This is a genomic window from Salmonella sp. K21076 (assembly GCF_039650795.1).
In the GTDB taxonomy this organism is placed as follows: Bacteria; Pseudomonadota; Gammaproteobacteria; order Enterobacterales; family Enterobacteriaceae; genus Salmonella; species Salmonella enterica.
Genome location: NZ_JBCLYA010000051.1, coordinates 232821 through 254140, shown reverse-complemented (window position 1 = coordinate 254140; position 21320 = coordinate 232821). Strand labels below are relative to the sequence as shown.

20 protein-coding genes, 2 tRNA genes, 5 pseudogenes and 1 riboswitch are annotated in these 21320 nt (G+C 54.6%); of the genes and pseudogenes, 2 read left to right on the top strand and 25 right to left on the bottom strand.

Features of this window, described 5'->3' with window-relative positions; genetic code table 11:
- Positions 1–29 precede the first annotated feature (29 nt).
- Positions 30–191: a hypothetical protein gene (locus AAYN39_RS21985; protein WP_001634510.1), complete on the top strand. Its 162-nt coding sequence runs from the start codon at positions 30–32 to the stop codon at positions 189–191.
- Here AAYN39_RS21985 and AAYN39_RS21980 read toward each other — a convergent pair.
- The 4 genes and pseudogenes from AAYN39_RS21980 to AAYN39_RS21965 all read right to left on the bottom strand — a co-directional run bounded on the left by AAYN39_RS21980 (position 180) and on the right by AAYN39_RS21965 (position 3057).
- Positions 180–506: a DUF1493 family protein gene (locus AAYN39_RS21980; protein WP_000886449.1), complete on the bottom strand. Its 327-nt coding sequence runs from the start codon at positions 504–506 to the stop codon at positions 180–182. The genes AAYN39_RS21985 and AAYN39_RS21980 overlap by 12 nt on opposite strands.
- Positions 500–963: pseudogene (locus AAYN39_RS21975) on the bottom strand (STM2901 family protein). Before AAYN39_RS21975 ends, AAYN39_RS21980 begins: the two are co-directional and overlap by 7 nt.
- A gap of 420 nt (positions 964–1383) precedes the next feature.
- A tRNA-Asn gene (locus AAYN39_RS21970) sits at positions 1384–1459 on the bottom strand.
- Between the two features lie 140 nt (positions 1460–1599).
- Complete coding sequence (locus AAYN39_RS21965; protein ID WP_001760573.1) at positions 1600–3057, bottom strand: EmmdR/YeeO family multidrug/toxin efflux MATE transporter; 1458 nt, start codon at positions 3055–3057, stop codon at positions 1600–1602.
- Between the two features lie 159 nt (positions 3058–3216).
- Between AAYN39_RS21965 and AAYN39_RS21960 the strand changes: the two genes are divergently transcribed.
- A tRNA-Asn gene (locus AAYN39_RS21960) sits at positions 3217–3292 on the top strand.
- A gap of 225 nt (positions 3293–3517) precedes the next feature.
- On the opposite strand, the gene ldtA is transcribed toward AAYN39_RS21960, so the two are convergent.
- The 21 genes and pseudogenes from ldtA to AAYN39_RS21855 form a co-directional block, all read right to left on the bottom strand.
- Positions 3518–4447 carry a L,D-transpeptidase gene (gene ldtA, locus AAYN39_RS21955; protein WP_001252821.1) on the bottom strand — a complete coding sequence of 310 codons (930 nt, stop codon included), beginning with the start codon at positions 4445–4447 and terminating at the stop codon, positions 3518–3520.
- A 77-nt stretch (positions 4448–4524) separates the two neighbouring features.
- Entirely contained in the window at positions 4525–5595 is a 1071-nt protein-coding gene (gene cobT, locus AAYN39_RS21950) for a nicotinate-nucleotide--dimethylbenzimidazole phosphoribosyltransferase (protein WP_001193966.1), read from the bottom strand.
- Between the two features lie 26 nt (positions 5596–5621).
- Positions 5622–6365 (bottom strand): adenosylcobinamide-GDP ribazoletransferase, encoded by a 744-nt coding sequence (gene cobS / locus AAYN39_RS21945; RefSeq protein ID WP_000039987.1) that lies wholly within the window; start codon positions 6363–6365, stop codon positions 5622–5624.
- Positions 6362–6907 carry a bifunctional adenosylcobinamide kinase/adenosylcobinamide-phosphate guanylyltransferase gene (gene cobU / locus AAYN39_RS21940; protein WP_000973185.1) on the bottom strand — a complete coding sequence of 182 codons (546 nt, stop codon included), beginning with the start codon at positions 6905–6907 and terminating at the stop codon, positions 6362–6364. The genes cobS and cobU overlap by 4 nt, the downstream gene beginning before the upstream one ends.
- Entirely contained in the window at positions 6904–8424 is a 1521-nt protein-coding gene (locus AAYN39_RS21935) for a cobyric acid synthase (RefSeq protein WP_000189676.1), read from the bottom strand. Before AAYN39_RS21935 ends, cobU begins: the two co-directional genes overlap by 4 nt.
- Positions 8421–9236 carry an energy-coupling factor ABC transporter ATP-binding protein gene (locus AAYN39_RS21930; protein WP_000881535.1) on the bottom strand — a complete coding sequence of 272 codons (816 nt, stop codon included), beginning with the start codon at positions 9234–9236 and terminating at the stop codon, positions 8421–8423. The genes AAYN39_RS21935 and AAYN39_RS21930 overlap by 4 nt, the downstream gene beginning before the upstream one ends.
- Before the next feature lie 8 nt (positions 9237–9244).
- A complete protein-coding gene (locus AAYN39_RS21925) occupies positions 9245–9922 on the bottom strand; it encodes an energy-coupling factor ABC transporter transmembrane protein (RefSeq protein WP_000147138.1) in 678 nt (225 codons plus the stop codon).
- Positions 9909–10190: an energy-coupling factor ABC transporter substrate-binding protein gene (locus AAYN39_RS21920; RefSeq protein ID WP_000753216.1), complete on the bottom strand. Its 282-nt coding sequence runs from the start codon at positions 10188–10190 to the stop codon at positions 9909–9911. Before AAYN39_RS21920 ends, AAYN39_RS21925 begins: the two co-directional genes overlap by 14 nt.
- A 1-nt stretch (position 10191) precedes the next feature.
- Positions 10192–10928: pseudogene (gene cbiM / locus AAYN39_RS21915) on the bottom strand (cobalt ECF transporter S component CbiM).
- Positions 10925–11638, bottom strand: coding sequence for a cobalt-factor II C(20)-methyltransferase (locus AAYN39_RS21910; protein ID WP_001013551.1), 714 nt, complete (start codon positions 11636–11638; stop codon positions 10925–10927). Before AAYN39_RS21910 ends, cbiM begins: the two are co-directional and overlap by 4 nt.
- A pseudogene (locus AAYN39_RS21905) lies at positions 11635–12428 on the bottom strand (sirohydrochlorin cobaltochelatase). The gene AAYN39_RS21910 and the pseudogene AAYN39_RS21905 overlap by 4 nt, the downstream one beginning before the upstream one ends.
- Before the next feature lie 53 nt (positions 12429–12481).
- Positions 12482–13221: pseudogene (locus AAYN39_RS21900) on the bottom strand (cobalt-precorrin-6A reductase).
- Positions 13218–13943: a precorrin-3B C(17)-methyltransferase gene (locus AAYN39_RS21895; RefSeq protein WP_000953643.1), complete on the bottom strand. Its 726-nt coding sequence runs from the start codon at positions 13941–13943 to the stop codon at positions 13218–13220. Before AAYN39_RS21895 ends, AAYN39_RS21900 begins: the two are co-directional and overlap by 4 nt.
- Positions 13943–14998, bottom strand: coding sequence for a cobalt-precorrin 5A hydrolase (gene cbiG / locus AAYN39_RS21890; RefSeq protein ID WP_001098913.1), 1056 nt, complete (start codon positions 14996–14998; stop codon positions 13943–13945). Before cbiG ends, AAYN39_RS21895 begins: the two co-directional genes overlap by 1 nt.
- Entirely contained in the window at positions 14979–15752 is a 774-nt protein-coding gene (locus AAYN39_RS21885) for a cobalt-precorrin-4 methyltransferase (RefSeq protein WP_000004870.1), read from the bottom strand. Before AAYN39_RS21885 ends, cbiG begins: the two co-directional genes overlap by 20 nt.
- On the bottom strand, positions 15736–16314 hold the full coding sequence (locus tag AAYN39_RS21880; protein WP_000650991.1) for a decarboxylating cobalt-precorrin-6B (C(15))-methyltransferase: 579 nt from the start codon (positions 16312–16314) through the stop codon (positions 15736–15738). Before AAYN39_RS21880 ends, AAYN39_RS21885 begins: the two co-directional genes overlap by 17 nt.
- Positions 16304–16909, bottom strand: a complete 606-nt coding sequence (locus AAYN39_RS21875; RefSeq protein WP_000958833.1) for a cobalt-precorrin-7 (C(5))-methyltransferase — start codon at positions 16907–16909, stop codon at positions 16304–16306. Before AAYN39_RS21875 ends, AAYN39_RS21880 begins: the two co-directional genes overlap by 11 nt.
- Positions 16903–18042, bottom strand: a complete 1140-nt coding sequence (gene cbiD, locus AAYN39_RS21870) for a cobalt-precorrin-5B (C(1))-methyltransferase CbiD (protein ID WP_001292925.1) — start codon at positions 18040–18042, stop codon at positions 16903–16905. The genes AAYN39_RS21875 and cbiD overlap by 7 nt, the downstream gene beginning before the upstream one ends.
- Entirely contained in the window at positions 18042–18521 is a 480-nt protein-coding gene (locus tag AAYN39_RS21865; RefSeq protein WP_000558990.1) for a precorrin-8X methylmutase, read from the bottom strand. The genes cbiD and AAYN39_RS21865 overlap by 1 nt, the downstream gene beginning before the upstream one ends.
- A gap of 10 nt (positions 18522–18531) precedes the next feature.
- Positions 18532–19491: an adenosylcobinamide-phosphate synthase CbiB gene (gene cbiB / locus AAYN39_RS21860; RefSeq protein ID WP_000153666.1), complete on the bottom strand. Its 960-nt coding sequence runs from the start codon at positions 19489–19491 to the stop codon at positions 18532–18534.
- Positions 19488–20866, bottom strand: a pseudogene (locus tag AAYN39_RS21855) (cobyrinate a,c-diamide synthase). The gene cbiB and the pseudogene AAYN39_RS21855 overlap by 4 nt, the downstream one beginning before the upstream one ends.
- A 96-nt stretch (positions 20867–20962) precedes the next feature.
- Positions 20963–21138, bottom strand: a riboswitch (cobalamin riboswitch).
- Positions 21139–21320: the final 182 nt, after the last annotated feature.

Sequence of the window (21320 nt, the reverse complement as noted above, 5' to 3'; positions counted from 1 at the left end):
TTCACAGGTGAGGCACGTCATTCGATAGTATGACAGCAAAGGAGGAAACTAAAGGGGTTAGCGTAAGGGCGGCGGCAGTAAACATGAACCCTTTAAAAAGAAAAGAGAACTATCTTAGCGCCACCATCATCGCTCAAAAAGAAGGGTACTGGTACAGCCATTTGTTAAGTTCATTACAATTAGTCATATAACCATTTCCCGGCTTTTGCTGACTCGATCAGCATGCTGATAGTGAAATCTGGGACGGGTACAGGCTCCGTTTTCTTGAACGGATGCCATGAAAAAGGGTGATTAGGAAAATAGGTTTCTATTCTGAAGTTACCTCGCTCGACATTGAGTTTCTCGAAGAATTTATTCATGAGATCTTCGGCTTCAAGTTCATCAATGCTCAGATCAGTATCAAGGTCAATCTCTGGTGTTAATTCCACTTGCTTAATGTTGAACAGATATGTGCCAGCATAAGGCCGTACAAGCTCGTAAACTTGCTGTTCAATATTGTCTAGCATAACTTATCATTGCCCCGAGCAATGGTATTGTAGTCGCGTATAGTGCGATATGCTATTTGTGACACATCTGCGGCAAGGATAATTTCCCCGATCAAAGGAATGGAACGTCCAACAAACGGCGCAATGTTACGAACCATAACACGTCTGGCTGTCCACGGGGTGTAACCGCCTAACCATGTCGGAAGGGATATTCCAAAGGGAAATTTTGACTTTTTAAACACTGCACGTGCAGTCCTGGACGCGTATGATGTGCCTTTAGTCGCTCCAGCGGGTTTCGCCCTTGTCCAAAGATTATTACGACCTGATACCAGAGCAACAACAGCCCCGAAATCTGCAACACCAATCCCAAACTGGCTTGCGGTATTCTCACAGAAAATCATAACAGAAGTTCGGCAGCAGTCAGATTGGATTTTCCTGCATAGAAGTATGTTCCATTTAGTTCTTCTACTGTATCCATTAGAAACTCTATAGTTACTATTTTGGTTTACTTATTGTACATCCTTGTTTCGAATGAAAGAAATCAATCTTTTGGGAAAGAACGGATCAAGATCACGGGAAATATCTGAAATCAGATGAAAGAGACAGTCGCGATTCCCACCAGGGGCATCACCTGGCAAGCTTGTGTGATCGCTCCGTTTGAATCGAACACCTCTATATGTCAGCATACTGATACGGGTTTAATCTTGCGGATAGCGGTATCGGTTAATGCCATAGGTGGGGGCTCCATTTTCTCAGCGAACCGCGAGGCCCCCGATTAAGCCCCCAAAAACTATGGATGTCAAAAAACCCGGCAGACCTTCTCAGGCCAACCGGGTAAAGATAAGTTCTTATTTTTTAAACGTCTCCGGACTCGCCAGGATGTCCCGAAACTAAAATCTGGCTCCTCTGACTGGACTCGAACCAGTGACATACGGATTAACAGTCCGCCGTTCTACCGACTGAACTACAGAGGAATCGTGTGAACGGGGCGAATATTAACGAGGTGCCCCTGGCTTGTCAAAGCCTGTTTTCACAAAAAAAGTTCGTTTGCTGCTTTATTCCACACTTCGGTTAAAATTCACCGTTTCCTGATGATTTTCACAGCAAAAAGCTCTTACTCCCTCTTTACGCGCGGGTATCTCCACAGCCAGCGCCCGCTTATCAGACGCCAGTAAAACAGTGCGCCACGCACGGCCCAGTCAAGAAACATCCCCAGCCAAACCCCTACAACCCCCATACCCAGCACAATACCAAGCGTATACCCTGCCACAACGCGACAGCCCCACATCCCCAGCATCGATACCCACATCGCAAATCGCACATCGCGCGCGCCTTTAAAACCCGACGGCAGCACCCACGCGGCAGCCCAAATTGGCATAAAGGCAGCATTAAGCCAGAGCAGAACTTTCACTACCTCTTTTACGTCCTGCTCCTGGGTATAAAATGAGGCAAACAGACCCGCGAACGGCGCTGTTCCCCAGGCGATTGCCGTAAGTACGATAGTCGACATCCAGAATACATGGCGCAATTGACGCTCTGCCTGACCAATTTGCCCGGTACCAAGACGCTTACCGGTGATAATAGTCGACGCCGAACCAAGGGCGTTACCCGGCAGATTGATAAGCGCCGCCACGGAAAAGGCAATAAAGTTACCCGCAATAACGTTAGTGCCCATTCCGGCGACAAACATTTGCGTCAGTAGCTTGCCACCGTTGAACAGCACTGATTCAATGCTCGCCGGAATACCGATACCCATCACTTCCCAGATAATGCCGAAATTCAACGGCTTCAGATAGCTTTTCAGCGGAATGCGCAGCGCCGGATTAAAACCAATCATCAGCACCCAAATAATCGCTACCGCGCCGATGTAGCGCGAAATGGTTAATCCCAGCCCCGCACCGGCAAAACCCAGCCCTTGCCAGGAGAAAGCCCCGTAAATCAGGATGCTGCTGATGACAATATTGAGAATGTTCATCCCGCCGTTAATCATCAACGGGATTTTCGTATTCCCTGCCCCACGCAGCGCGCCGCTACCGATTAGCGCAATTGCCGCAGCCGGATAACTCAGTACCGTCAGTTCAAGGTACGTTAACGCCAGCCCCTTTACTTCTGGCGTCGCCTCGCCTGCGACAATATTAATAATTTCACTGCCGAAATAATGAATGACCACTGCCAGCACAACGGCAAATAGCGTCATAATCACCAGCGACTGGCGCGCCGCCGCCCTTGCCCGTCGCCTATCGCGCTTGCCGAGGCTAAAGGCGACCACCACCGTAGTACCAAGATCGATAGCCGCAAAAAAAGCCATAATTACCATATTAAAACTGTCGGCAAGCCCCACGCCCGCCATTGCTTCCTTGCCCAACCAACTGACGAGAAAAGTACTGAGCACGCCCATTAGCAAAACACAGGTATTTTCCAGAAAAATGGGGATAGCAAGTGGGGTGATTTCACGCCAGAACAACACTTTGTAGCTCTTGCGTTTGGCATACCAGGGCGTACGGACGACAACCTGGCGTAAGGCAGTGGAGACGTTCAAAATGGACCTTAAAGAAGAGAGTTGAAACCACATTTCAATAATGAGCGAGAAATCGTAAGGCTGCAAAGCTTTTTGCAGAAAAAATGTCTGCAAATGCAACAAAGTGATGAGATAACCCGCAATCGAATCTGTAAGGGGTTAAATGGGGTTTGACAAAAATTTTTCCGCCGCTAATATACGACCCCACACGATTCCTCTGTAGTTCAGTCGGTAGAACGGCGGACTGTTAATCCGTATGTCACTGGTTCGAGTCCAGTCAGAGGAGCCAGATTTTAGTTTCGGGATATCCCTGCGAGTCCGGAGACGTTTAAAAAATAAGAACTTATCTTTACCCGGTTGACCTGATAAGGTTTTCCGGGCTTTTTGGCATCCATAGTTTTTGGGGGCTTAATCGGCGGCCTCGCGGTTCGTTGAGAAAATGAAGCCCCTGCCATGACACTCACTACTAATACAGATGTTCCAGCCCATGAAAACCAGCAATGTGGCAGGATATTTAAAGGCCAGACCTGCCTGCGCTAATGTTGACCGGCATTCCGGAACGGCGCTCCAGCACCTCATTAACCCGCGAAGTATCAACGTCATCCCCTTTGATAAACGTGCGCAGCACTGGCGTAACGGGCAATGGAACTTTTTTGTCTGACTCAAATTCAGCACGGTTGCGAGAAAGCGGTTCGTGTACCTCCAGCCAACGACTGCCATCCGGCTCTACCGAAAATTTAACGGGCCTGTCGATAATCTGAACGCGGGTTCCTACAGGAACATGGTCGAATAAATATTTAATATCGTCATTGCGTAAACGGATACAGCCCTGACTGACGCGAAGGCCAATGCCAAAGTTAGCGTTAGTGCCATGGGTGGCATATAACCTGCCGATATATATTGCGTATAGCCCCATAGGGTTATCCGGCCCCGCAGGCACCATCGCGGGCAGCGTTTTTCCCTCTTTAGCATATTCCCGACGCGTATTAGCCGTTGGCACCCAAACCGGGCCATCTTGTTTGCGTTCAACCGCAGTTACCCAGTTGCGCGGCGTTTCACGGCCAGCCTGACCAATACCAATGGGTAGTACCTCAACCGTATTCGTGCCTGCGGGATAATAATAAAGGCGCATCTCGGCGACGTTTACCACAATACCTTCACGAACGGTGTCAGGCAGAATCAACTGCTGCGGCACTACCAGTGTGGAACCAGACTGAGGTAAAAACACATCCACGCCGGGATTCGCTTCAAGCATATTACTCAACCCCTGACCATAGCGGGCGGCAAATGACTCTAAGGGCTGAGTATTGTTCTGAGGTACGGCGATTGTGACAGGCTGTCCTACCAGACGACTGCCTTCGGGCGGCAACGGATAGCTTATAGCCAGCGAGAAATGGCTTACCAACAAGACGAAAAACGGAAAAAAAGGTGTGATACGACGCATTATATCCCTTCCTTTGTCGCGGCAGGTGTGCGTTAAGTATAGCTTTTTTCTCACATGGCTGGTGTTGTGCGCCCGGGTTATGTTGCGTTTGCGTTCCCCTCCGGCAGGACAATATTACTGGCCGCCAATTCCCCCATATTGTGGAACATGGCGCACGCGGCTTCCACGATCGGCATCGCCAGCGCCGCGCCGCTTCCTTCACCTAACCGCATCGCCATATGCAAATAGGGTTCCATAGACAAATGCGCGAGCGCGATGCGGGCGCCCTTTTCCGCCGAAAAGTGCGACGGGATCAGATAAGGTCTCACCGCAGGCGCAATCTGACAGGCCGCCAGCGCTGCCGAGTAGGAAAGAAAGCCATCCAGCAATACGGGTAAGCCACACCTTGCCGCGCCAAGCATCACGCCGGTCATCCCGACCAGATCAAACCCCCCCACCTTCGACAACACATCAATGCCGTCGCGCGGATTGGGCTGATTAATCGCAATCGCCCGCCGCACGACGTCTACTTTATTATCGATGCGGGAAGGCGGAAGATTCGCGCCAATCCCCACCACCTCTTTTGCATCACTTCCTGTAAAAACGCTGACCATCGCGGCGGCTGGCGTAGTGTTCGCCATTCCCAGCTCCCCAACGCCAAATAAGGTCACGCCGCGTTTCGCCAGGTCGCAGGTATAGCGGGAAACCTCCAGCAAAAGCGCCTCAGCCTGAGAGCGACTCATCGCCGGGCCAACGGCAATATTTCCGCAGCCGCGCGCGACGCGCATATCAACTACGCCCGGAATAGGTTCGGCATCAATACCGACATCAATGACATGCACCTTTGCACCAGCCTGAGCGGCAAGCACACATACGCCGGTTGTTCCCTGCGTCATATTCGCCGCCTGAATCGCCGTCACGATTTTGGGCGAAACCGCTACGCCTTCATCCCAGACGCCATGGTCGGCGCACATCACCAGCACCGCCTTTTCACCTACCTGCGGCGTACCGTTAAGACCCGGCATTCCCGCGAGCTGAACGGCTAAGGTTTCCAGTCTGCCCAAGCTACCCGGCGGTTTGAGCAGGCCGTCAATATGTTGCTGCGCACGCGCCATCGCCTCGGCGTCCGGCGCAGGAATGTCACGGAATAAAGCGTGTAGTGTCTGCATAAGATGTCTCGTCCGTAATAATCGGCTCATAACAGAGCCAGCAGAAAGATCAGTTCGCCAAGTTCGATCGCCGCGCCCAGCGTATCGCCGGTTTGACCGCCAAGCGTACGTTTAAGCAACTGGCCAAGGATGAAAATCGCCGCGAGTGTGACCACCATTGTGGCCAGGCCTTGCATACCAAGCAGTAATACCGTGGCGACGATTACCGCCAATCCCAGAGTAATGCAGGTTTGCCGTCCGCTGACTTTACCGATAAATACATTGCCAAGCCCCTCTTCACGGGCGTAGCGATGACGGTACATCAATAAAACAGCGCTGCCGCGTCCGGCCGCACAGGCCGCCGCCAGCGCCGCCAACATTGGCGTTCCACGTAACGCCAGTTCGCTGACCACCAGAATTTTTGCCAGTAGCACAAAAATAAGCGCCAGCCCGCCATGGGTTCCCAGACGACTATCGCGCATAATCTCCAGCATTCGCTCGCGGCGGCGCGCGGAAAAAATGCCATCGCAGGTATCGGCCAGCCCATCCAGGTGAAAACCACCGGTCAGCAGCGCCAGCGCCAAAATACAGAACAACGCCGCGAGCGGAATACCGCACCAGGGTTGCAGGAGGATGAAAATCAGGCCGCTAATCCCCCCCAGAATCAACCCGATAAAGGGAAACATCACGATCCCACGCGAATACTGCTCGAAATCCAGTCCCTGCGACCAGCGTGACGGCACGGGCAAGCGGCTAATAAAAGCGAGCATGGCCCAAAACAGCTTACTCATTTAATTTTGACTCCAATACCTGAGACCACCAGCCAGACCTCATCCGCCGCTGCCGCCAGTCGTTGGTTGACCCGACCGGCAATATCACGAAAATGGCGCGCCAGGCGGTTTTCCGGGACGATCCCCATTCCCACTTCATTTGTCACCAGTACCACTTTCGCCGGGCAGCGCTGGCAGGCTGCAATTAAAATCTGAATTTCATCGTCAATGGCGCGCTCCATCGCCGCGTAATCCCACTGTTCGGGATCGTTTTCGCCTCCCAGCGCAAACAGCAGATTCGTCACCATGGTGGTAATACATTCCAGCAAAATCGCGTCGTCAGGGGCAAGATCCGCGGTAATCAACGTATCAAGATGCCGCCAGCATTCTGCGGTCCGCCAGTGTGCCGGCCTGCCATCTTTATGATGCTGAATTCTCGCCGCCATCTCGTCATCAAGAATCTGCGAGGTGGCGATATACAGTACCTGCGGCGCATCGCTAATTAAGGCTTCAGCATGACGGCTTTTACCACTACGCGCCCCGCCCGTCACCAGAATCATCATACCGGCTCCTGATGCTGTTGCATGATGGTGTAAATTTTATCAATATCAATATGTTGCCGCATCGCTTCCGCCAGCAGATCAAATTGCCGCGCTTTATGCTCCGCATAACAAAAAGTCGTTTCCCACGGCGCAAGCCCTTTTCGCGCCCGTAACCCATTGACCACCGCACGGGTAAAGGCATCGCTGTCAAACAGACCGTGAAGGTAAGTGCCAAACGCCAGTCCGTCGGCGGTGACCGCGCCATCCGCCACAGAGCATCCATTTTTCTGTAACGTCATGGCCGTACAGCATCCTTCCTGCAGCACCGTTTCCCCCATGTGGATTTCATAACCGCGTACCGGTAGCCCCGCCGCGGCAGCCAGCCAGCCGGGCAGCTCGCCTGACATTGTCGCGTTAACCTGCGTCGTGGTTTTATCCTGTGCAAAGCGAGTGATCGTATTAAGCAGTCCCAGGCCCGGCTGCGTACCCAGCCCCGACTCCACCTCATCCACAATAGTGTCGCCCAGCATCTGGTAGCCACCGCAAATTCCCATCACCGGCACGCCCTGCCGATGTGTCTGCAATACCGCATCCGCCATCCCGCTTTCGCGCAGCCAGGCGAGGTCGCTCAGCGTATTCTTACTGCCCGGCAGGATCACCAGATCAGCGTCAGTCAACGCTTCCGGGCGGCGAATATAGCGTATGCGCACATCCGGCTGCGCCGCCAGAGCGTTAAAATCCGTAAAGTTAGAAATATGTGGCAGTTGCACAATGGCAATAGTGATATCACGGGGGGCGTTACCGCGATATTTATCGTTTTGCAGCGCGACGCCATCTTCATCTTCCAGATCCACATCCAGCCATGGCATCACTCCCAGAACCGGGACGCCGGTAAGCGATTCGATTTGTTCGATACCGGAATAGAGTAGCGCCACGTCGCCGCGGAATTTGTTGATAATGACGCCCTTTACTCTGTCACGCTCCTGTTTGTGCAGTAGCGCCAGCGTGCCATAAATAGCGGCGAATACGCCGCCCCGGTCGATATCCGCCACCAGAATAACCGGACACTGGGCCATTTCCGCCATTCCCATATTGACGATATCGCGATCGCGCAGATTGATTTCCGCCGGGCTTCCGGCGCCTTCCAGCACAATAACGTCATATTCCTGCGCCAGGCTGTTATAGACCGCAAGGATTTGCTCACGCAAACGCGGTTTATAGTCATGGTAACTCACCGCATCCATATTGGTCGCCACTTTCCCCATCAGCACGACCTGCGCCTGGCGATCGCTGGTCGGTTTGAGCAGCACCGGATTCATACGCACATCTGGCGTGATCCCCGCGGCTTCCGCCTGAAAAATCTGCGCCCGCCCCATCTCTTTACCATCCGGCGTAATACCAGAATTAAGCGCCATATTTTGCGATTTAAACGGCGCGGTACGCAGACCATCCTGATAAAAAATGCGGCATAAACCGGCCACCAGCACACTTTTGCCGACGTCGGATGCCGTCCCCTGCAACATAACTGCCTGCGTCATGACGCCTCCCTGAATGCGCACTTTTGCATTCGATGAAAAAACTCCGTTTCTGTTTTACACAGCGGCAGTCCCAGTTGAGTATGAAGTTTGACCAGCCAGGGCTGGGTTAGCCCCGCGTGTTCCATCGCTTCCGTACACGCGAAAACCTCGCCAGGCGCGCCATGCATCAGGATCTGGCCCTGGCGTAACACGTATACGGCATCGCTAATTTCATAAATAAGATCGATATCATGGCTGGAGATAATGACATGATTTCCCTGCGCCACAATCCGCCTGATGATAGCAATCATCTGAGTGCGCCCTGCGGGATCAAGACCAGCAGTGGGTTCATCCAGCAATAGATAGCGCGCCTGTAGCACCAGCGCTCCGGCGATAGCCACACGTTTTTTTTGTCCATGACTCAAACACTGAATGGGCTGATGGCGAAAATGTTGGGCGTCAACCAGCGTTAGCGCCTCGTCGACGCGGCGCGTGATTTCCGCCTCCGGCACACCCAAATTACGTAAACTAAACGCAATGTCGCTATCGATATCAGTATAAAAAATCTGCTGTTCAGGGTCCTGAAAAACCGTCGCAACTTGCTGGCGCAGCGCCAGTAGTCCGCGCTTGCTGTAATCCAACGGTTTTCCCTGCCACAATACGGCCCCTTTTTGCGGACGCAACAGGCCGCTCAGGTTCATAAAAAGCGTAGACTTCCCACAACCGTTCGCGCCCACCAAACCGGTAACAGGCGAGAGCGAAAAATCCAGATTTAACCCTTTAAGTACCGGCTCATCCTGATAACGAAACCACAGGTCTGAAGTGGCAAGCATAATAGTCCTTACAGGTGAAAATCACCCTGATACAGTTTGATATCCAGCGTGGTGGTCATTTGCTGATAACGCATTAACACCCGCGTAAACAGGAGTCCAGTCAGCATTGCCAGAGATCGATAGCCGTTCGGCAGGCTGCAATAACCAAAACGCAGCGTTTGCGCACGACGGATTGCCACCGCCTCATCCAGAAGAATAAAGAGAAAGCGCCACGTTAACAGGATTTGCTCGGTAAGCAGGCGTGGAATATGCGCGCGCTTAAGCAAGCTAATTAACTGCGGAAACGGTAGGTTCATCACCAGCCACAACGTCGCGGACAGCGCCGTCAGGCTACGCCAGAACGTTTCATTCGCCGTAACCACGCCCGCACGGGTAATCCCGATCCAGTACGGCCCAACAGATATGCCAGCCAGCAGCATTTGCGGCTCGCGGCTGATGCTGAAGATAATCGTTATCACGCCGACCAACAAAAATCCAAAAGGTATCGCCATCCATCGACACCAACGCCAGAGGGATATGCGCAATAGCCAACAGCTCAATCCGGCAATGATCAGCAGCTCAATGCCCTGCCCTACAGGCGGCAGAACAAACGCCAGTATCATCATCGCCAGCCACAGCAAAAACTTGCGCTGCGGCGCAACGTGTGCCCAGCGGCTTTGATAGCTGAGTCGATCAAGCCCGGTCATCACGGCGTTGTTTACCTTTGCAATACCCCAGGATATAAAAAATCACCGCCGCGCCAAGAGAGCCCTGAAGGGTAAACAGCAGGCTTTCAATTTCACCGCTGGCGGGTTCATATAACGGCTGAAACCAAGGTTTATACTGCGGCGCAAGAGCCTGAATCTGGCTTTCCGCTTCGCCGTCTGAACCGCCATATTCACCGCCATGGTTAATAAAAAACGGCAGAATCACCAGCGCCACCACCATCGCTAACAACATCAACGTTTTTTTCATTTTAATGTCCTTGTACGGTAATCACTTGCCGTTTGGTTAACTGGTCATAAATCATGACGGTTAATAAACCTTCAGCAATAGCGACAGGAATCTGTGTGAGGCAGAAAATCCCCATAAACTTCACAACAGACCCTGTCGCTCCGGCATGGGGATCGGGAAACGCAACGCCAAGCTGGACTGAAGTCACAAAATAGGTTGCCAAATCCGCCAGCATCGCGCACAGAAAAACGGCGACATCGCGGCGCAGTCCGGCACGGCAGGCCATTTTCCACACCAGATAACCGACAACCGGGCCAATCACCGCCATCGACATTCCGTTTGCGCCAAGCGTCGTCAGGCCGCCGTGCGCCAGCAATAGCGCCTGAAACAACAGCACAACCGCGCCGAGAATCGCCACCACCCCAGGCCCGAACAAGATAACCGCCAGACCAACGCCGGTCGGATGTGAACAACTCCCCGTTACCGACGGAATTTTGAGCGGGACAGGACAAAAATAAACGCGCCGCACAGCGCCAGCAGTACCTTCTGATGATTATCCTCCTGCACAATACGCCGTAAGCGTACCAGCCCATACCACAAGCAGGGTAAAAACAGTAACCACCAGGCCAGCGCCCACACTGGCGGTAAAAAGCCCTCCATGATATGCATCGCAAACGCCTGTTGCGGGACAACCATCAGCAATAGCGCTGCAGCCAGTCCACTGAAAGACAACTGTCTAAGCTGCTGTTCAAGTTTCATTCTGCATACTCCCACTGTTTATTGACCAGAATGGTCGAAAAATAGGGCAACGCTCGATCATCGTTGACCTCGTGGAGGTGGCGCCAGCACTGCTCGCCGGGCAGCGTGGCCTCGGACATCATTAAGGCGCATTCCAGCAGGCCAGCCTGCGCCAGCAACGCTTTAATACGGGCGAATCGGCCATACACTTTCATCAACACCAGGCTATCATGCTGTTGTAGCGCCTGGGCTATTTCCGCTTCCGGCGCGGTACAAGAAATAACCGCCAGCGATTGCCGTTCTATGGCGAGCGGCATTTTCGCGCGGGCGGCTATCGCGGCGAAGGACGTGACGCCGGGGACAATCTCCAGCCACTCCGGGCAGCCGATTCTCTGGAGTAAAAAAATCCAGGTACTGAATAGCATCGCATCGCCCAGGGTAATAAAACCGACCTGTTTACCCGCTTCCACCTCTGCGGTAAGCGCGGCGGCAACCTCGTTCCAGACCGCTTCTTTCTCGGCGCCGTCAGCGCTCATAGGGAAATGGCAACAACGTACTTCCGTCTGCTCGCCGAGATAGTCGCGCACAATCGACAACGCCAGACTATCGCCCCCCTTACGACCGGCGGGCGCATACAGAATGTCCAGCGAGCCAAGAATCCGCGCTGCGCGGACGGTTATCAGGTCGGGCGCGCCTGGCCCGGTACTTAATGCGTATAATTTACCGTTCATGCCGCCTCCTCTACCGCCATGTTCAGCGCCTGGTGCAAATGCGCGACAAACATCGCCCGGATAGCCGGGTTTTCTCCCAGCCCGCTCAGCCACGGCGTCGCCGGAATGCCCGCCGCGTTAAAGCGCATTTTCCATGAGTCGCCGTCGTCTGAAGCCATATCATTTATGGCGTGATCGCCCGCCACCAGCATTAATGGCATCAAATGTATGCCGGTGACGCCTTCGTCACGCAGGCTGTCGATCAGGATGTCGACCTCCGGGTAGCTTTCTACAGCGCCGACGCGCGCCGGGAAGCGCTGCGCGGTCATCATATGATCGAGGCAGGCATAAGCTGCGAATGCATGATGGCTGGCGCCGTGGCCCATAAAAACGACTTTCTCCGTTTGTCTGAGCGATGGCATCTGTTGTCGCAACGCCTGCATTAGCTGCACATAATCGTTATGGCTGCTCAGCAGCGGCACGCCCAGCGTCAGGCGAGTAAATAACGGACGCAAGATTTGTACTTCACGGACAATTTTTTCATATTCGTCGCCGTTAATAATGTGCAACGACTGAATCGCCACGTCCTGATATCCCTGTGCTGCAAGCTTTTGCAAAGCCTGTAATGGCGTATCGATGTCGATACCGTCACGCTGGCGAAGCTTGCGAATGATCATTCCGGAAGTGAAGGCGCGAAACAGGTCGCGATCGGGACAGGACTCCGCCAGATCACGTTCGCACGCCACAATGTTTTTTCACAGGTGTCGTGATAGCTGGTGCCAAAACTGACCACCAGAAGCGCTTTTTTCATTTTTACTCCTTAGCTGCGGCCAGCCAGCGCGATAAACGCTGCGCAAAGGCGGCCTAGCTTTCCAGTAACTCATCACCCGTCACGAGCGGCGTCGGGCGCGCAATAACGATGCAGGGAATGCCCGCATCCAGACAGGGCTGAACTTTTTCCTGATATCCCCCTCCGCGCCGGACGCTTTGGTAATGACCACGTCAGCCCGGCACTGGCGGTAAAACGCGGCGTTAAAATCAGCGCTGAACGGCCCACACAGTGCGAAAATTTCTCCAACGCCGAACCCCAGTTCGCTGCAGCGTTGAATCACCTCCGCCACGGGCAGTACGCGCGCCAGCAACGTTTTTTCCGCCAGCCCGGCACGCCAGACGGCCAGATCTTTACTGCCGGTCGTCAGTAACACGCGCGGACCAAAACGCCTCGCTATCTCGCAGGCATCGGCAATACTGCGCGCCGTATAGAGAAGCGGATGCGTCAGATTGCTAAGCTGCTCCGGACGCTGATAACGACTTAACAACACGTCCGCCGTTTCACAGGCGCGAAGGAGGTTATGGCTGACCATTTCTGCATAAGGATGCGACGCATCTATTACCCAGCGAGTACGGTTTTCTTTTAGCCATGCGACCATCTGCCCGTACTCCAGACGACCACAGCGCACCTGTCCTTTAATGTCGCCAGCCAGCGCTTTTCCGGCTGGCGTCGCCACAGATAAGGTGTACGCGACGTTCGCCGCACCCAGTTGTCGGCATAACGCGCGCGCATCGCTGGTGCCGCCCACCACCAGCACCTCCCCCTCATTCACAGCGTGTAACCTCGCGGCGTTATCATCAGCCCATCCTGAACATAGGTCGTTTTATTACCAACGATGACCAGACTGGTCATATCTACCGGTTCAAAATCCATATCGCCGAGCGTGGTCAGCCATTTTTCCTCTTTCTTACGTCCGGCGGATTTCACCACGCCAACCGGCGTTTGCGCGCTTTTACTGGCGGCAAGCAGGTCAAACGCGCGCGCCAGATGCCCTTCGCGCCCGCGGCTGCGCGGGTTGTAAAAACAGATAACAAAGTCTGCCTCTCCGGCGGCAACGATGCGTTTTTCAATAACCGGCCACGGGGTCAGCAGGTCGCTGAGGCTGATATGGCAGAAGTCATGCATTAGCGGCGCGCCCAGTAAAGAGGCGGCGGCGATGCTGGCGGTCATGCCAGGAATGAGCCGCACCTCGACGTCCAGTTTCTGCTTGCTCACCAGCTCCAGCACCAGTCCCGCCATGCCGTAAATACCGGCGTCGCCGCTGCTAATCAGCGCTACGTTATGCCCGGCCTGCGCCAGTTCAATAGCCGCCTGGCAGCGTTCAATTTCCTTACACATGCCGGTCTTGATCACCTGTTTGTCGCCGGTGAATGCTTTAACCAGATGGGTATAGGTTTTGTAGCCCACGACGATTTCCGCCGCCTGAAGCGCCTCAATCGCCTCCATCGTCATCATTGCCTGTGAGCCAGGGCCAATTCCGATTACGCTTAACATCAGTGTGAAACTCCCAAAGTAATAGTGACGCCCTGTTCGCGCAGGGTTTCGCCTAACAATTGACCCTGGCTTAATAACCACGCAGCCGGGCCGGATACGCTGCCAACGCCCACCGTTTTTCTGACGAAGCCAGAACCGGGAAAATGGTGTTCGAATTCGCGCAACGCTTCGGCGGTAAAGGTTTTAAAAGGCACGCGGCAGCAGGAGGCGAGCTGAATAAGCCCCGGCTCCCCTTTTTTGAGCGTGACGCTGCCAATCGCTTTTAACGCCAGCGGATCGAGTTTCTGCGCTTCAAGCTGACGCGCCAGTAATGTCGCTAACAGGGGAAATGGCGTATCGCGGCGACAGCCAATTCCCGCCACCACGCGCTGGGGCACCAGTTTCCAGTGCAGTACGGGAAGCTCAGGGAGGTCATTACGCAAAGAGACGCAGATAAGCGCATCCAGTTCAGGCAACCGCTGCAAATCATCAACAGGGATAAAACCGCGAATATCACACTGGCCGATCTCTTCCGTTAGTTCGGCATCCCACCATAACCCCACACGTTGATGACTGACCAACATCTGGTTAACGGTTTTTACCGCCGTTCGAAGATCGGACATGCGGGCGTTAAGCTGGAAAGCTAAGGTGTCCAACGCGGACATCTCATTGACATCCGTTGCCGTGGTAATCACCGGATCGGCGCCTAACATTCCTGCCAGGTAGCGCGTCAAGGCATTGGCCCCGCCCGCATGACCGGAAAGCAGGCTAATGACATGCTGACCACGTTCATCAATGACGACCACCGCCGGATCGCTGAACTTGTCGTTCACTAACGGCGCCAGGACACGAACGGCAATGCCGGTCGCGCCGATAAAAATAAGCGCGGTATAAGTGGTAAAAGCCTGCCGGGCGGTATTAGCGAATCCGCCATCGAAGGGAATAAATCCCTCTTCCCGCAGTTTTTCACTGGTAAAGCAGGTTAACGGCAGCATCGCGGCGAGTCTCTTTGCCAGCGCCACGCCGCCGGGCGTCAGGCAAAACAACGCAATGGATTCAGGCTTTACGGTATTCATGGCTAAAGTCCGCTGCATAAAGTCTTGAGTAGTGATACTCCTTACCCAGAAAATTCCCGACCAGGATTAGCGCCGTCTTACGGATGCCAGCATCACGTACTTTGTCGCTAATATCCGCTAACGTGCCGCGAACGGTCTGGCTTTCCGGCCAGGTAGCCTTATAGATGACTGCGACAGGCGTAGTTGCCGGATAACCGCCGGCAATGAGACGTTCCGCCACCCGATGAATACGCTGAACGGAGAGATAAATCGCCATCGACGTCTGGTGACTGGCGAACGCCTCCAGTTGTTCGCGCGCCGGTACTGGCGTACGCCCTTCCAGACGGGTAATAATGAGACTCTGCGATACCTCCGGTACGGTATATTCCACACCCAGCTCCGCCGCAGCGCCGAGAAACGCGCTGACGCCAGGCACTACCTGCCAGTCGATACCACGGCGGGTTAACTCTTCGCCTTGCTCACGCACGGAGCCGTACAGCGAGACATCGCCCGTTTGCAACCGCACCACCGTTTTTCCCGCTTTCACGCCCGCGGCCATCAGCTCGATAATCTGCTCAAGATGCAGTTCGGCGCTGTCGTAGCGTTCTGCCTGCGCGGGGCAGTAATCCAGCAGTTCGGTATTGATCAGCGAACCGGCATAGATAACTACCTGCGCCTGTTGCAGCAGGCGGTAGCCTTTAAGCGTGATCAGCTCGCGATCGCCCGGCCCGGCGCCGACGAACCATACACAGCGTGGATCAAATGTCTCTGACATGGTTTTCTTCCTTCTGACAGGCTATAACAAAAACAGGGTTGTTCGGTTTGAAATAGTGTCCCGCCCCCAGCGGCGTTAACGATGAAAGCTGAAGCTGTACACAGTCCATTCGGCATGCGCCGATGTGCACAAGATGCGCCAGCGCGCTATGGAGGTTTTCCTGCAAGATAAAGGTCATCACCAGACGGCCACCGGGATGCAGATGGCCCATCGCCCAGTCAATCAGCGCCGTCAGATGCCCGCCGCTGCCGCCCATAAACACCGCATCGGCTTTCCCGGTTATGGTCATTGGCGCTTCGCCGGGGAGAATATCGATATTGCCGCAGGCAAAGCGCTGACGATTCTCATCAAGCAGCCGTAGCGCGGCAGGATTACGCTCAATAGCCGTCACCTGCAACGAAGGAAATTGCAGCGCCGCTTCAATTGAGACGCTTCCCGTTCCCGCCCCGACGTCAATCAGGTGACTGGCGCGGTGGAGCTCAAGTTTCGACAGTGCCAGCGCCCGTACCGCCTCTTTGGTCATTGGCACGTTCTCGCCGCGCAGAAAAAGCTCATCTTTCATCCAGGATCACCACTGCATTCATTTCATAGTCGGCGTTGACCGCACTGACGGGTAGCCAGTGGATCCGCTCATTTTCCATCGCCAGATTTTCACCAATCACCATCAAGCGATGCCCTTTACCACGCGCGACCAGTTCCCGCGCGATTTCCCGCGGCCCGCAGCGGGCATCCGTGACCATCGCCACTTTGCGATGGTTCGCCAACTGCTCGAAGCTGACGCAACGACCGTGGCTACTGGTCAACCACATGTCATTCATATCAATTCCAGCCTGTGCGCACAGATACTGTACGGCGCTGATGCCAGGGATAATGCGAACCTGTTCGATACCAAAATGCGCCACCAGGCGTGTACCGATGCCATAAAACAGCGGATCGCCGGAGGCCAGCACCACGATCCCTTTATCCCGACGGGCGGCAATCCATGACAACAACGCGCCAATATCCGCGCCCAGCGTAAATCGTTCGCCGCCAAACGCCGGAAACTGCGCCAAATGCCGTTTACCGCCTGCCAGCGCATCGGCGTGGTCTATCGCTTCCAGCGCCGCAGGCGTCATCAAATGCCGTCCAGCGGGCCCCATTCCCACGACCGTTAGCATTGCAGCTCCTTAGCAATCTCGTCGACGGGACGATTACTGCCGAGAATATGGTTATCAAAAGAAAACAGGATGGCGTCGCAGACAGGCGGCGTTTTGGTAAAACGCAGCATCTGCATGACTCGCAAACAAATACGCCTGGCAAGATGGTTATAGATATGCCCGAAGCCATATGCTTCAATGTGCTCCATTGCCGCTTCAGTGGTATCGCAATCGCCGACCAGGGTGAGTAACTCCAGCGGCGCGCCCAGTAAAGCTAAATGCGCGACCAGCGTTTCCATGCGCGCATCGGCGATATGGCTATGGGTATGAAAGATCCCGGCGGCGATTTTGATCAATTTTCCAGGATGACCCACCAGCACTATCTGGCAAAATCCCAGCCGTACCGCCTCTTCAATCATGTAGCCGACAAAATTGCTCATGGTGACGACCGCCTGTGTGTCGACGCCCATTTGTTCGCGAACAAACCGTTCGCCGTGGTTGCCCGGCACGAGTATCACCCGCGTTAATCCTGACGCCCGTTTGATCTCCAGTTCCAGCGATAGCGAGCGTTTCCAGCTTTCTTCCGACATCGGCGTCACAATACCGGTAGTGCCAATAATGGAAATGCCGCCAAGAATGCCAAGCCGCGAGTTATAGGTTTTCTGCGCCCGCACTTCGCCTTCCGGGGCAAAAATCTCCACATCAGCCCCACGCGCCGGGCCTATCGCTTCGCGCACCGCAGATTCAATGGTATGGCGCGGCGTACGATTGATGGCAGCGCTCCCGAGCGGCAGTCCAACCCCTTTACGCGTTACCGTACCAATACCTTCGCCGCCAGTGAGCGTAATCTCACCGCTGTCGTTGAGCGTAACGCGGGCAAAAATCAGCATCCCGTGCGTGGCATCCACGTCATCGCCGCCATCTTTACGAATTGCGGCTATCGCCTGCTGGCCTTCAATGTGCGGCGACTCCACGTTCAGGCATAGCGTGACGCCCGACGGCGTGACGATGGAGACCTGATGAATCAGATGTTGACGTAATACCATCAGCTCGGCGACTTTTGCCGCCGCCGTCGCGCAGGAACCGGTGGTATATCCTTTACGTAACGCTTTACCGTGGCGCCAGACCGGCGCGTCAAAAGAAAGCTCGCTCATCAGGCCTCCCGGAGGTGATAGAGCAGCGCATTGACGATAGCGGCAGCCACGTTACTGCCGCCTTTACGCCCTAACGCGGCAACCGCGGGAAAATGGCTATGGGTGAGCGCCTCTTTGGACTCCGCCGCGCCGACAAAGCCTACCGGTACGCCCACCACGCGCGGATCGCTGATATAACAGCGACACTCGCCGCCAAACGTCGCCAGTAATCTTTTATTAATGCCGGACAGCGCCATCGTGGTATCGGTATAAATAATGCACGGTTGGCGTAGCGCATCACAAAGCTGCTCCAGCGCATCGGCAGAGAACCACAAAATGTCCAGCCAGTCGAAATCGGCGGTGGTATGAATAACCCGCTTGATAATGGCCTCATGGAGCGGACTGGCGAAACGGTAATCAGGACGCGTTTCGCGAATAATGTCGCTAATAATGGTGAAACTGTTGGCCTCAATGGTTTGGGGCTGCTGGATATAATGCATACTGTCGTCCTCAGGCCACGCCAGATAACCCGCACCGCGCCGCAATAAACAGCGCCAGCGCCAGGGTTGAAGCGACCCACATCAATCGAATCGTTCGGGAAATATCGTCCACGGAAATACCGCGCTGCGCGTCGCCGATCCAGGGCTTGTCCACACGCTCGCCAAAGTAGTTATTTGGGCCACCGAGCTGGATTCCTAAGGCGCCAGCCACACACGCTTCCGACCAGGCGCAATTTGGGCTACTGTGGTTATAACGGTCACGCCAGCCAATACGCAGCGCCCGCCAACCACTCAGGCGACACAGTCCTGCCGCAATGCCCAGCAACAGCCAGCTCAGTCGGGCGGGCAAATAGTTCGCTACGTCGTCCATACGGGCGCTGACCATACCAATCGCCCGGTATTTTTCATGTTTGTAGCCCACCATTGAATCCAGGGTATTGACGGCTTTGTAGGCCATCGCCAGCGGCGCGCCGCCGAGAAAGAGGAAAAAGAGCGGCGCGATAATGCCGTCAACGGTGTTTTCTGCAACCGTTTCCACCACGGCGCGATAGATCTGCGCTGGCTGAAGTTGCGACGTATCGCGCCCGACGATCCAGGAGAGTTTTATTCGGCTTTCCGCAAGGTCGTTCTCCCGCAACGGTCGTTCAACCTCCTGCGCGGCGCGGGCCAGAGAGCGTCCGGCCAGCGTGGTAAAGATCATCCAGACTTCGACGCTCCAGCCAAACCAGGGGTGAATCCGCTGCGCCAGCGCCAGTACGCCCCATGCCACGCCCCAGGTCACCCCGACAACCACAACCCACATTACGCCGCCGCCAATCCGCAGCGCTTTATCGCCGGGACAATAGCGACGCACAATACGCTGCACAAACGTAATTAATCGGCCTATCCAGCGTACCGGATGGGGCCAGTGTTGAGGGTCGCCGATGATAAAATCCAGCACCCAGGCGATACACCAGGCAAGGATCGTCATAATACTCGCCTCGCCGCCGCCAGCCAGTGCTGCAACATTTCCGGACGCTGGGCGAAATGGACGTGCAGATAGCTGGCAAACGTGTTGCCTGTCTGCCAGCCGCCAGTCCATTCTTGTAACACGCGGCCATCGCGAACCTTACGACAGGCCATAACGGCGGGTGTTTCGGGGATAAAATCTGAGTAGTGAAATTCATGGCCGCGCACTATCTCGCCAGGCACCGCCAATAGCGTTGGCTGCATAGCCTGCGCCTCACAGTAACCAAAGCGGGTAAGTCGCTTACCCATTTTGCTGTGACCGGGGATAATATTCGCCATCTGATGAATTTCCCCGCCGCTATCCTCCAGAGTGCTCCCCAGATACATCAGACCGCCACACTCCGCGTAAATCGCCACGCCGCGCTGATGCGCCGCCCGCAAATGTTTTAACATCGCCGTATTTGCCGCCAGATCCGCGGCGTATAATTCAGGATATCCACCGCCCAGCCAGATCATCTGACAATCAGGCAATGCGCGGTCATGCAGTGGGCTAAAACGCACAATGTTAACGCCGGCACGCTCCAGCAAATCGATGTTATCGGGGTAATAAAAGTTAAAGGCCTCATCATCCGCCAGAGCAAGCGTCAGCCCTGCCCCCGCTGTGTTATCGGGGCGTTCAGGCCACATTCCCGCCGGAAGCGCTGATAACAGGCTCAGCGAGAGTAGCGCATCCACATCCACTGTTTGTTCCAGCGTGGCGGCAAAATCATGCCATGATTGCTGATTGACGAGGGATTCTCTGGCGGTAATCAACCCCAGGTGGCGTTCAGGTAATGCGACGCCGTCGCAAGGAGGGACATACCCCAGTACCGGCAGTGAGCAATAATGTTCAATGGCATTTTTGAGGAGCTGATAGTGGGCGTCGCTAGTGACGCGATTCACAATCACGCCCGCGAGGTTGAGGGTCGGGTCGAAGTGCTGAAATCCCATAACGATAGCCGCAAGCGACGTTGAAACAGCCTTGCCGTCCACCAGTAGGATGACCGGGCAACCAAGCTGTTTGGCCATCGCGGCTGTGCTGCAGTAATTGGGGTCGACGCCATAGCCGTCATACAGCCCCATGACGCCTTCAATGACAGCGATATCCGCCTGCCGCATTTGTTCGCAAAATAAGGCGTTGAGAACAGGAGGAGGAAGCATGAAACTGTCAAGATTACGGGACGCCACGCCACAGATAGCGGTATGCCAGCCGGTATCAAGGTAATCTGGCCCAACTTTAAACGGCTGTACGCGCAGCGCGCGTTTTTGCAGCAGCCTCAACAAACCAAGCGTCACCGTGGTTTTGCCGCAACCGCTTCCTGTGCCTGCAAGAATAAAGCGTGATGCCTTGCCGCCATTACCCTGATCCTGTTCAGGGTGGTAGGGGTATACAGGTACGCGCATGTTCAGTCTTTCGACTGTACGCGTCTTCGCAACCCACTTCCCACCGAAGTTGTTGGTTATCACCGACAGGCAGGTCTTCTGGCTTAGCGTCCTCCTCGCCCGTCCTTCCCAATCTTGCGATCAGTGGTCTTTACGGGGTCGTCAGCATCACAGCAGCGGGGGCTGCGGGGGATTTTCACCCCCTTCCCTACCACAAATGTGGCAAACCTGTTGGTTTACGTTATGGCTGTACGGCACACCCATAACGGCAATTAATAATGTGCTACGTTTTACATTTCTGTGAGCAATAGCCTGAGCGGTTGCTCATCTGACGTTAATCTACTCATCCTTACCGGTATATTGACGATAAAACGTATCGACAAAGCGTAATAAAACTTATCTTTCCTGACACTGTACTTCATCACAAAA

Coding starts and splice junctions, on each gene's coding strand:
- cobS (WP_000039987.1), bottom strand. CDS start 6,365: ATGAGTAAGCTGTTTTGGGCCATGCTCGCTTTTATTAGCCGCTTGCCC.
- cbiD (WP_001292925.1), bottom strand. CDS start 18,042: ATGAGCGAGCTTTCTTTTGACGCGCCGGTCTGGCGCCACGGTAAAGCG.
- AAYN39_RS21985 (WP_001634510.1), top strand. CDS start 30: ATGACAGCAAAGGAGGAAACTAAAGGGGTTAGCGTAAGGGCGGCGGCA.
- AAYN39_RS21885 (WP_000004870.1), bottom strand. CDS start 15,752: ATGTCAGAGACATTTGATCCACGCTGTGTATGGTTCGTCGGCGCCGGG.
- AAYN39_RS21920 (WP_000753216.1), bottom strand. CDS start 10,190: ATGAAAAAAACGTTGATGTTGTTAGCGATGGTGGTGGCGCTGGTGATT.
- AAYN39_RS21935 (WP_000189676.1), bottom strand. CDS start 8,424: ATGACGCAGGCAGTTATGTTGCAGGGGACGGCATCCGACGTCGGCAAA.
- cbiB (WP_000153666.1), bottom strand. CDS start 19,491: ATGACGATCCTTGCCTGGTGTATCGCCTGGGTGCTGGATTTTATCATC.
- AAYN39_RS21910 (WP_001013551.1), bottom strand. CDS start 11,638: ATGAACGGTAAATTATACGCATTAAGTACCGGGCCAGGCGCGCCCGAC.
- cobU (WP_000973185.1), bottom strand. CDS start 6,907: ATGATGATTCTGGTGACGGGCGGGGCGCGTAGTGGTAAAAGCCGTCAT.
- cbiG (WP_001098913.1), bottom strand. CDS start 14,998: ATGAATACCGTAAAGCCTGAATCCATTGCGTTGTTTTGCCTGACGCCC.
- AAYN39_RS21865 (WP_000558990.1), bottom strand. CDS start 18,521: ATGCATTATATCCAGCAGCCCCAAACCATTGAGGCCAACAGTTTCACC.
- AAYN39_RS21895 (WP_000953643.1), bottom strand. CDS start 13,943: ATGTTAAGCGTAATCGGAATTGGCCCTGGCTCACAGGCAATGATGACG.
- AAYN39_RS21930 (WP_000881535.1), bottom strand. CDS start 9,236: ATGCTTGCCACTTCAGACCTGTGGTTTCGTTATCAGGATGAGCCGGTA.
- cobT (WP_001193966.1), bottom strand. CDS start 5,595: ATGCAGACACTACACGCTTTATTCCGTGACATTCCTGCGCCGGACGCC.
- AAYN39_RS21965 (WP_001760573.1), bottom strand. CDS start 3,057: ATGTGGTTTCAACTCTCTTCTTTAAGGTCCATTTTGAACGTCTCCACT.
- AAYN39_RS21875 (WP_000958833.1), bottom strand. CDS start 16,909: ATGCTAACGGTCGTGGGAATGGGGCCCGCTGGACGGCATTTGATGACG.
- AAYN39_RS21980 (WP_000886449.1), bottom strand. CDS start 506: ATGCTAGACAATATTGAACAGCAAGTTTACGAGCTTGTACGGCCTTAT.
- ldtA (WP_001252821.1), bottom strand. CDS start 4,447: ATGCGTCGTATCACACCTTTTTTTCCGTTTTTCGTCTTGTTGGTAAGC.
- AAYN39_RS21880 (WP_000650991.1), bottom strand. CDS start 16,314: ATGAAAGATGAGCTTTTTCTGCGCGGCGAGAACGTGCCAATGACCAAA.
- AAYN39_RS21925 (WP_000147138.1), bottom strand. CDS start 9,922: ATGACCGGGCTTGATCGACTCAGCTATCAAAGCCGCTGGGCACACGTT.